The following is a 10,719-nucleotide window of genomic DNA, read 5'->3' as shown; positions in this document are numbered from 1 at the left end:
TGAAAATATGAAACGTGCGATTATTTATGGATCTAATTTTGCGTCCTTTGCAGTAGAGAAATTTGGAACTGAGCGCATGCAAACCATTACTAATGAAGAGATAACAAAGCGTCTAGAGCAGTTTAAAGCGCTTACGAAATTTGAAATAAACAATTAATAAAAACTATCAAAATGCCTCAAGAATTACTTGGGGCTTTTTTAATTTTATATTCTAGATATCCCCATCATGAGCGATCAGTTAAAACACGAGTGTGGTATTGCACTTATACGCCTTCTTAAACCATTAGAATATTATAAAGAAAAGTACGGCACAGCTTTTTATGGTATTAATAAAATGTACCTCATGATGGAAAAGCAGCACAACCGTGGTCAGGATGGTGCTGGATTTGCCAGTATAAAGCTAGATGTAAAACCAGGACAGCGTTATATTTCTAGAGTGCGTAGTAATGCAGCACAACCTATACAAGATATCTTTTCTCAAATTAATGAACGTATTAATACAGAGTTACTAGAAAATCCTGGCATTAAAGATGACGTTGCTGCCCAAAAAGCTCAGATACCTTACATAGGAGAATTGTTAATGGGTCACGTACGTTATGGAACTTTCGGTAAAAACAGTATCGAGTCAGTACATCCATTTTTACGTCAGAATAACTGGATGCACCGTAATTTGATCATGGCTGGTAACTTCAACATGACTAATGTTTTTAAGCTTTTTAACAAGCTTGTGGAACTTGGGCAGCATCCTAAAGACATGGCAGATACGGTTACCGTTATGGAAAAAGTAGGCCACTTTCAAGATAGAGAAGTACGCAAATTATATAAGAAGTTTAAAGCAAAAGGACTTTCTAAAATAGAAGCCAGTCCTAAAATTGCTGAAGAAATAGATGTTGCAAAAATCTTGCGCAAAAGTGCCAGAGACTGGGATGGAGGTTATGCTATGGGCGGACTAATGGGTCATGGAGATGCTTTTTTATTACGTGATCCTGCCGGAATACGTCCTGCTTATTATTATAAAAATGACGAAGTAGTAGTTGTCGCTAGTGAGCGACCGGTAATTCAAACTGCTTTTAATGCACCATTTGATGAAGTAAAAGAACTTGATCCAGGAAAAGCCATCATCATAAAGAAAAATGGTGAGGTAAGCCTAGATCAAATAACACAACCTTTAGAACGTAAAGCATGTTCTTTTGAGCGTATTTATTTCTCACGAGGTAGTGATGCAGAGATTTATCAAGAACGTAAGATGTTAGGGAAATTATTATTTCCTAAAATTTTAGAAAGTATTGATAATGATATAGATAATACTGTTTTCTCTTACATTCCTAATACTGCCGAAACCTCTTTTTACGGTATGGTAGAAGAAGGTCATGCAGTTCTCAACCAGCAAAAGAGAGATTATATCATTGCCGGTGAAGGAAAACTTACTGCAAAGCAGGTGGATGATACGCTTTCGCGAAAGCTAAGAACCGAGAAAATCGCCATAAAAGATGCCAAATTACGTACGTTCATAACAGAAGATTCTTCTCGTGATGACCTTGTTGCTCACGTTTATGATGTTACCTATGGAGTAGTACAGCCAGAAGATAATTTGGTTATTATAGATGATTCTATCGTAAGAGGAACAACTTTAAAAAAATCCATCCTTAAAATGATGGACCGATTGAACCCAAAGAAAATTGTAGTCGTTTCTAGTGCGCCACAAATACGTTATCCAGATTGTTATGGAATAGATATGGCACGATTAGAAGGTCTGGTAGCTTTTAGAGCGGCTCTAGCCTTACATAGGGATCGTAATACCTATGATACGGTAGAGCGCATTTATAAAAAGTGTAAACTACAAACTGAAATGGAAGATGTAGATGTGGTAAACCATGTAAAAGAACTATACGATCCTTTTACAGATCAAGAAATATCAGATAAAATAGGTGAATTGCTTTCTGATGAAGATATAAATGCAGAAGTAAAAGTAATTTATCAAACCGTAGAAGATCTTCATAAGGCTTGTCCTAAAAACTTAGGAGACTGGTACTTTACCGGTAATTACCCAACCGATGGTGGTAATCGAGTGGTAAATCGTGCTTATATCAACTTTTTTGAAGGTAATGATGAAAGGGCTTATTAATTAAAGTTCACAATAAAAAAATCCCCAAATCAATAAAGTTGATTTGGGGATTTCTAATTTTTGCTAAAAGCTAAAAGACTACTTCCCTTCAGCATATCTTCTAGATACTTCTTCCCAATTGATTACATTGAAAAATGCTTCTACGTAATCAGGGCGTCTGTTTTGATAATTTAGGTAGTAAGCATGTTCCCATACGTCAAGACCTAAAATAGGAGTTCCTCCACAGCCTACTTCTGGCATCAATGGGTTATCTTGGTTAGGTGTTCCGCATACGTCAAGTTTTCCACCTTCGTGTACACAAAGCCATGCCCATCCAGAACCAAATTGTCCTTTTGCAGCAGCACTGAATTTATCTTTGAAAGCCTCAAAAGAACCGAAAGAAGTATTTATCGCATCAGCAAGGTCACCACTTGGGTTACCGCCACCGTTTGGAGACATTACTTCCCAAAAAAGTCTGTGATTATAAAATCCACCACCATTATTTCTTACAGCAGTATTATTCATGTCTAGATTGTTAAGGATATTTTCAATAGTCTTTCCTTCTAGATCTGTTCCTTCTACGGCATCATTCAATTTGTTAGTATAACCTTGGTGATGTTTACCATGGTGTATTTCCATAGTTTTGGCATCAATATGAGGTTCTAGCGCGTCTTTAGCATATTTTAATTGTGGTAATTCAAAAGCCATTATATATTCTTTTTAATTAGTTATTTATTGAACTCTAAAATTAGGCACAAAAAGGCATTTGTTAAAATTATCAACGTTATATTATCCTTAAAGTGTTCGTGATCATTATTTGTAGGTAAAAGGTTAAAAGAAAGAATTTTATATAGCCTATTTAGTAGAATAGGCCTTTATCTTCTGTAACTTAACCTTTCCATATCATATCATAAGTCTATACCTATTTTTAAAGGAGTAATCTTATCTTTGAATATGTCACAATCACCCACAACTTTTTATAGTGCCAGCGCAGGATCTGGTAAAACTTATACGCTCGCTCAAGACTACTTGACACTGCTTTTTAAAAACTCTTACTCAAATGGTTACCGTAAAATTCTAGCTGTGACCTTTACAAATAAGGCGGTAGGTGAGATGAAGGAGCGTATACTAGAATACCTCTATAAATTTACTTTTGAAGAGTTAGAGGATTCAGTAACGGGAATCGCCGCACATATTCAACAAGAGTCAGGACTAAATAGTGAGGAGTTTAGAAAAAAAGCACAAGCTATTTTTAACCAGTTATTGCATGATTATTCTGCTTTTGACATCGTGACTATTGACTCTTTTAATCATCGTATTTTAAGAACATTTGCAAAGGATATTGATTTACCTGATAATTTTGAGGTAGAACTCGATAGCAAACGATTAATTTCTAAAGCGATTCATAATTTGATTGCTAGAGCAGGAAAAGATAAAAAGCTAACTCAATTATTAGTAGATTTTTCTTTATCAAAAATAGAAGAGGGAAAAAGCTGGGACATCGAGTACGATCTTCAAGATATCGCAAAACTCATACTCAATGAAAATCACTATCCTTATTTAAAACAGTTAAAAGATAAAGAGGTAGAAGACTTTTTACGCTTTCGCGAAAGCTTATATAAGAAGATAAATACTACTCAAAAGCAACTTACAGAAACAGCAAAAGCATTAGTGGAACTATCACAGAACTCTAACATTGATCCCACAGATTTTAAAGGTGGTTCTAGAAGTATTTTCAATACCGTTATAAAAGTGGCAGGCGAGGACTTTTCTGTAGGTCTGGAAACAGCTTCTGTTAGAGATTTAATTGCTGGAGACTTATATCCTAAAGGGAAATCACAAGATATTAAGGATCGTATAGATCAAATGGCTGGTGAAATTCAATCATTTGCTGTCCAGTATAAAGAGAACATGGGCGCAGTGCTTTTCTATAAAAATATAGCCAGCAGCCTAACACCATTATCCTTGCTTAACGAGCTGCTTCATGAGATCGATCAAATAAAAATTAATGAGCAAATAGTTCCTATCTATGAATTTAACGCTTTGCTTGCAGAGCAAATTAAAGATGAGCCAGCACCTTTTATTTATGAAAGATTAGGTGAGCGCTACCGCCATTATTTTATAGACGAGTTTCAAGATACCAGTCGCATGCAATGGGAGAATTTATCTCCGCTCATTGAAAATGAATTACAACAACAACGCGAGAATCAAGAACGAGGTTCTTTAATGCTTGTAGGAGATGCAAAACAGTCTATTTATAGATTTCGTGGAGGTGATGCAGATCAGTTTCTGAAGCTTCTTGCTACTCCAGATCTTTTTATGTTGCCCAAAAAAGAAGAAACACTTGCTTTTAACTGGCGCAGTTATGATCATATCATCGATTTTAATAACCAGTTTTTTGATTCTTATGGAGATCATTTGAGTAGCGATGTCTATAAAACACTTTATAAAAAGTATTTAAAGCAAGAAACCAGATCAAAGGAAGGCGGTTTTATTCAAATAGACTTTATAGAAAAAGATTTTGAAGCACCTTATGAGGAAGATGATTATGCTAGCGTTTACCCATACCATGTCCATCAACAAGTTTTAAAAGCTCAGGCTAGTGGTTTTTCTTTGGGTGAGATTTGTGTTTTAGTAAGAGCAAATAAGGATGGACATGAAATCGCAAAATATCTAGTTAGTCAGGATATGCGCGTGGTTTCTGGAGATAGTTTACTGGTTCATGCCTCTCATAAAGTACAGCTGTTGGTATCATTAATAAAAATGATTCAGGCGCCCGAGCAACAGCAGCCTCGGCTGGAATTTTTAATGGCCTATACAAAGGTTTTCCAATTAGAAGATATTCATTCTTTTGTCACGGCGCATCTGCACGAGAGTTTGCAAACGCTAGGTGGGAAGTTAATGGGTTGGGAAGAAGAGGATTTAGGTTCCGCTTTCGCGAAAGCGGCATTATTTCAAGCTACAGAACATGTTGCAGAATCTTTAGGGCTTTTCAAAGAACAAGACACGAGATTGCAATCTTTTATGGAGTTTTTATTTGAATATTCTACAGGTTATGAAGTGTCGCTTTCAGGATTTATCGAGCATTGGGAATTGAAAATGGATAAATTGAGCGTACCAGCCGCAGCAGATGCAGATGCAGTACAAATCATGACCATCCACAAATCCAAAGGGCTCGAATTTCCTGTGGTAATAGTACCGCATTGCGATAAAAAGCTAGACGAGGCTAGAAATCCTACCGGTTGGGTAGAAGTGAACGAGGTTGAATATGAAGGTTTTGATCAGGTTTATATAAGTTTAAAAAAGGAAAACGAACACTATCCAGAATTAGCTCCAGAAGTTTATGCGCAACACCTTGCCAAAGCAGAGATGGATCAAATTAATACGTTGTACGTAGCATTTACAAGAGCGAGAGAGCAATTGTACATAAGTGCGATAGAAACCAATAGTAAAACGGCTTGTTATGCAAGTTTGTTAATGGATTTTGTTCAAAATAAAGGAATTGAACTAACAGCTGAAAATGGTTTTAAAACTGTAGAAATAGGTGATTTAGCTCGCAAATCAGAAGTTACAAAGCCAGAGCAAAGTGAGATGCTAGAAGAATATAAAGTTCATCTTGATAAAGAAAGGTTGACTATTTCTACGAGAAGAGGATTGCTCTGGGCAAGTGGTGCAAGCGAGGCTATCCAGAAAGGTAACGTATTGCACGAGTATCTTTCTTTAATACAATTCTCTACTGATTATGAAGAGGTGAGTCATAAAATAGACCGTGACTTCTCTCTTTCTAAAAAAGAGCAGAGCGAAATGAAAGAAATGATATCTAGTGTTATCTACCATCCTGATCTCACGGCATATTATAAAGATGGTGTAAAAGTGTTGAACGAGCAGCCTATTTTATTACCATCTGGAAGCAAGCTTATTCCTGATCGTGTTGTTATCGTAGGAGACTATGCGGTTGTGATAGACTATAAGACTGGTGCAGTTTTAAACAAGCACAAGAGCCAAGTAAATGAGTATGCTGATTTACTAGAGTCTATGGATATAAAAGTTGCAGAAAAAGTACTGGTATATACGGATACCTTAGAAATCGTTAAATGGAATGGCTAAGCGCTCATAGCTTGCTATCTTTGTGCAATTATAAAAAAGAAATAAACATGTACGGATCAATTAAAGAACACCTACAAAAGGAACTAGCTGAAATCAAAGAAGCTGGATTATATAAAAAAGAGCGAATTATTACTTCACCACAAGATGCTGTAATTACTCTAGACGATGGAAGTGAGGTAATTAACTTTTGCGCAAATAATTATTTAGGGCTTTCTTCTCATCCAGAGGTGATCAAAGCAGCAAAGGATACCTTAGACTCTCATGGTTTTGGAATGAGTTCGGTACGTTTTATTTGTGGTACTCAAGATATTCATAAACAACTAGAGCAGAAGTTAGCTGAATTTTATGGCTGTGAAGACACCATTTTATACGCTGCATGTTTTGATGCAAATGCTGGTGTATTTGAACCATTACTAACTAAAGAAGATGCCATAATATCAGATTCTTTAAACCATGCCTCAATAATCGATGGTGTAAGGTTGTGTAAAGCTGCAAGGTATCGATATGCTAGTGCAGACATGGAAGATCTTGAAAAACAATTACAACAAGCAATTGAAGATGGAGCACGTCATAAGGTAATAGTAACTGACGGTGTATTCTCAATGGACGGAATTCTTGCTCCACTCGATAAAATATGTGATTTAGCAGACAAGTATGATGCATTAGTAATGGTAGATGAGTGTCATGCTGCAGGATTTCTAGGAGATACTGGTCGTGGAACTCTAGAAGCTAAGAATGTTTTAGGTAGAGTAGATATCGTTACTGGTACACTAGGAAAAGCTTTAGGTGGTGCTATGGGCGGTTACACTTGTGCAAACAAAGAGGTGATTGAGATTTTAAGACAACGATCTCGACCTTATCTTTTTAGTAATTCTCTTGCTCCTTCTATAGTAGGAGCTTCTATAAAAGCTTTGGAGCTAATTGACGAGAGTACGGCTCTTATCGATAAAGTGCAAGCTAATACTGCGTTTTTCAAAAAAGGAATGCAAGATTTAGGATTTGATATTGTAGACGGAGAGAGTGCTATTGTTCCTGTTATGTTATATGACGCAAAGCTCTCACAGAAAATGGCAGATATGCTTTTAGAGGAAGGCATTTATGTTATAGGTTTCTTCTATCCAGTGGTTCCGAAAGAGAAAGCCAGAATAAGAGTTCAATTAAGTGCAGCACATTCACAAAAACATTTAGAAAAAGCGATTGCATCGTTTGAAAAAGTCGGAAAAAGCCTAGGTGTTATCTAAAATTAACAAAGAATAAACAATAATTACAGCTTTTTTATACATTTTTTTTGATTACGCACTTGTACATCACGTGGAACAGTTTAATTTTGCATTGTTGTTAAATAAAAACCCCAACATGAAAAATATTTTTAAATTATTAGTAGCTGGAGCGATTTTACTATCTGCCAGCACAAGTTACGCACAAGACGAAAGCAATCGCTGGAGTTTTGCAATAGGAGCAAACGCAATCGACCTTTATCCAGTAGGTGAGAAAGATCAAGGATTAGGAGACTATTTTGATGAGTTTTTCAATGTAGATCACTACAACGTACTTGCATTCCCTAGCCGTTTTGAATTAGGTTACTACGTAGGTGATGGAATCGTTGCTACAGGAGCATTTTCCTTCAATCAAATTGATAAGGTAGGAGATAATACAATCGATGACCTAGCTTACGTATCTTTAGACGGTGGACTTAGATACAATTTAAATGAATTATGGAATGGTTCATCTCAATTCAGCCCTTACTTAGGTGCAGGTGGATCTTACCAATGGTTAGAAGATGACGGTTTCGGTACTTTTAACGGTACTTTCGGTTTTGATGTGAAGTTAATCGATAATCTTTCTGCAAATATTCAAACAACTTATAAGCATGCATTTGAAGATGCATTCCCAAAGCATTTTCAACACACAGTAGGTGTAAAGTTTGCATGGGGTGCTGTTGATACTGATGGAGACGGTATTGTGGATTCAAAAGATGAGTGTCCTACAGTTGCAGGTTTAGAGCAATTCAACGGTTGTCCAGATTCTGATATGGACGGTATCCAAGATTCAAAAGATGATTGTCCTAATGTATTTGGACCAGCTGAGACAAATGGATGTCCTGACTCTGACGGTGATACTGTACTTGATAAAGATGATAAATGTCCGCAAACTGCTGGATTAGTTGCTCTTATGGGTTGTCCAGACGCAGATGGTGATGGTGTTGCAGATGCAGATGATAACTGCCCTAATGAAGCAGGACCTGCTTCAAGACAAGGTTGTCCTGTAAAAGATAGAGATAATGACGGTGTTGAAGATGCTGACGATAAGTGTCCTGATACTGCTGGAATAGCTGAATTAGATGGATGTCCAAGACCAGTTATGCCTACTGAAGAAGTGCAAGCTCAATTAAATGAGTATGCTAAGACTATCTTATTTGACACTAATAAGGATTCTATTAAAACTGAATCTGAAGAAGTGTTAGCTGATATTATTGCAATTTTAAAGAAGTATCCTGAAGCTAAGTTTGAAGTAGATGGACACACTGATAGTGATGGTCCTAAGCAGTTCAACCAAAGACTTTCTGAAGCACGTGCTTTATCTGTAAAGAATTACCTAGTTGAAAACGGTGTAAATGAATTCCGTTTGAGCTCAAAAGGTTTTGGAGAAACTCAACCAGTAGCTTCTAATAAAACTAGAGCTGGTAAAGCTCAAAACAGAAGAGTAGAAATTAACTTAATGAAGTAATTTCATAAAGTATTAAGTTTATAATAGAAACCGCTCAGCAATGAGCGGTTTTTTTATGCATATACTTTATGTAATACGATCTACTATTATCTAATAGGTGCTGTTTCTTATTTAATTGTTCCTAGATTATTGCGACATTATTCTGCAAGAGGCAGTTTCATGGTCTGAATAGGTAAGTAAAGTTTTTACGCACTTCAACTACTTATCATTAATTATCTTACTATGGTATATATCTAATGACAATTCTGGAGTATTTTTTTACTCCTTGCTCTATAGTTTGACTTCTAAGCAATAGTATTGGTAAACTAAATCCTCAATGTGTAAAACAAGCCTCACAGCGCCCATCTTATTGTTTAATGATGCTAATTATATAAAACATCTGTCAATTGTTTAAACGTTCTCAAAATTGATTTGTAATATTATAAAGTAATCGGTAGTATAGAGACTATGCTTTAAAAATGATGACGTGAAAACATTATAAGAATCGTTTTGTATGAACCAAACCTTTGTTTTAAGTGGAACAAAATTAAATTTAAATGTTTTCTAAACACTTAAAGTAAAGAAGGACGAAGATCGTTAATTGAATAACTTTAAATTATTACCTATTAGTCATAATAGTAAAAAAGCCTCTCCATTCATTTAAGAACGGAGAGGCTTTTTACTGTTCCGCTTTCGCGAAAGCGGAATTAATACATTTATTTAGTATTAATTACTAGTTAACGAGATATTATCTAATTCATACGTACCATCAGTACCTGCATCACCGCTACCTATATATCTAAATGCTATTGCTCCTGTACCAGTAACACAATCTAAGGAAACGTTACCTGAAAATACCCAGTTACCGAAGTTTTCACTATCATCTACAACGATAGGATCTGCCATCGGTTCCCATGATGCAGTTGCAATTCCTGCTGTAGTTCCATCCCAGTCGTTACTGAATAGTACTTCCATTGAAGAACCATCTGCAAAACTGTTAGAAGTTTCAAATGAGAAAACTTCACCAGATTGAGCATCAAAATCAAACTGAGGAGTGATTAACCATGCTACTGTGCTTGCATCACCTGATCTGAAAGATCCACAGCTTACACTTTTACCTAAAGAAGCATTTGCACCAGTGGCAGTGTACACTTCCCAAGTTTCAGTACCTTCTTCTTGGAAGTTAGTCCATCCTGCAGGCATTGCAGCAGCGCCTGTAGACTGTGTTTCAAAATTCTCTGAAAGTAGCGTGTTTGAACCAGCACTTGCTGCAGTTCCACATGCTACAATGTCAAAGTTACATCTTGTAGTGGCATCAAAGTTAAAATCTTCTGGAGAGTTAACAGAAAGCACATAGAAATCATCTCTAAAGTCTCTTTGTAGCACCGCTGTGATAGAACCGCTTCCATTAGGTAACCTAAGGGCTTTAAAGTCAGAGAAAGTACTAGTTTCTAGTCTTATAGGAGCAGCAAAAAAGTCTCCACAAGTTTGTATGAACCTAACTCCATCAAATTGATCAGTAGGTTCTGACGCAAAAGTTCTGTTTGCAGCTAAATCACTGTCTGTGAATTGAGCTTCTGCTAATTGTACAAGAGTAAGTAATTTATCAGTTGTAAATTCTGATGGTCCTGTTACAATCGTTGGTACAATATCAAAAACTTCACTATCTCTCAAGATCACAGTGTCTTGCAGTGCTGGAGCTATTTTTTCAATTGTTCCATTACCGTTAATACCCAATACAGGAACACCGTTAGAGATACCAGCGGTCAAACCGTCTAGTTTTACATAAATACGTTGTCCTG

The 10,719-nt window shown here is 36.3% G+C and carries 6 protein-coding genes and 1 pseudogene; 5 read left to right on the top strand and 2 right to left on the bottom strand.

Features of this window, described 5'->3' with window-relative positions; genetic code table 11:
* Window positions 1-157 (top strand): annotated as a pseudogene (locus tag A9Q93_RS10505) (sugar kinase); the annotation flags it as partial.
* A gap of 69 nt (window positions 158-226) precedes the next feature.
* The gene (locus tag A9Q93_RS10500; protein ID WP_303687354.1) at window positions 227-2,125 is read left to right on the top strand and encodes an amidophosphoribosyltransferase; all 1,899 of its coding nucleotides are present in this window, start codon (window positions 227-229) and stop codon (window positions 2,123-2,125) included.
* 78 nt (window positions 2,126-2,203) lie between these two features.
* Here the strand turns inward: A9Q93_RS10500 and A9Q93_RS10495 are convergent, their stop codons facing one another.
* Window positions 2,204-2,812, bottom strand: coding sequence for a superoxide dismutase (locus A9Q93_RS10495; protein ID WP_303687353.1), 609 nt, complete (start codon window positions 2,810-2,812; stop codon window positions 2,204-2,206).
* 246 nt (window positions 2,813-3,058) lie between these two features.
* On the opposite strand from A9Q93_RS10495, the gene A9Q93_RS10490 reads away from it, so the two are divergent.
* From A9Q93_RS10490 to A9Q93_RS10480, 3 genes are all read left to right on the top strand, one after another.
* Window positions 3,059-6,211, top strand: coding sequence for an exodeoxyribonuclease V subunit beta (locus A9Q93_RS10490; RefSeq protein ID WP_303687352.1), 3,153 nt, complete (start codon window positions 3,059-3,061; stop codon window positions 6,209-6,211).
* Between the two features lie 47 nt (window positions 6,212-6,258).
* On the top strand, window positions 6,259-7,452 hold the full coding sequence (gene kbl, locus A9Q93_RS10485; protein WP_303687351.1) for a glycine C-acetyltransferase: 1,194 nt from the start codon (window positions 6,259-6,261) through the stop codon (window positions 7,450-7,452).
* Between the two features lie 115 nt (window positions 7,453-7,567).
* On the top strand, window positions 7,568-8,938 hold the full coding sequence (locus tag A9Q93_RS10480) for an OmpA family protein (protein ID WP_303687350.1): 1,371 nt from the start codon (window positions 7,568-7,570) through the stop codon (window positions 8,936-8,938).
* A gap of 705 nt (window positions 8,939-9,643) precedes the next feature.
* Here A9Q93_RS10480 and A9Q93_RS10475 read toward each other — a convergent pair.
* Window positions 9,644-10,719 (bottom strand): DUF5689 domain-containing protein (locus tag A9Q93_RS10475; RefSeq protein ID WP_303687349.1); only part of this gene is annotated, 1,076 nt, incomplete at its 5' end.

It is taken from the genome of Nonlabens dokdonensis, assembly GCF_002162835.1.
In the GTDB taxonomy this organism is placed as follows: domain Bacteria; phylum Bacteroidota; class Bacteroidia; order Flavobacteriales; family Flavobacteriaceae; genus Nonlabens; species Nonlabens dokdonensis_B.
Note: the sequence above shows the minus strand (reverse complement) of the source record. Positions and strands in the feature narration are given on the sequence as shown.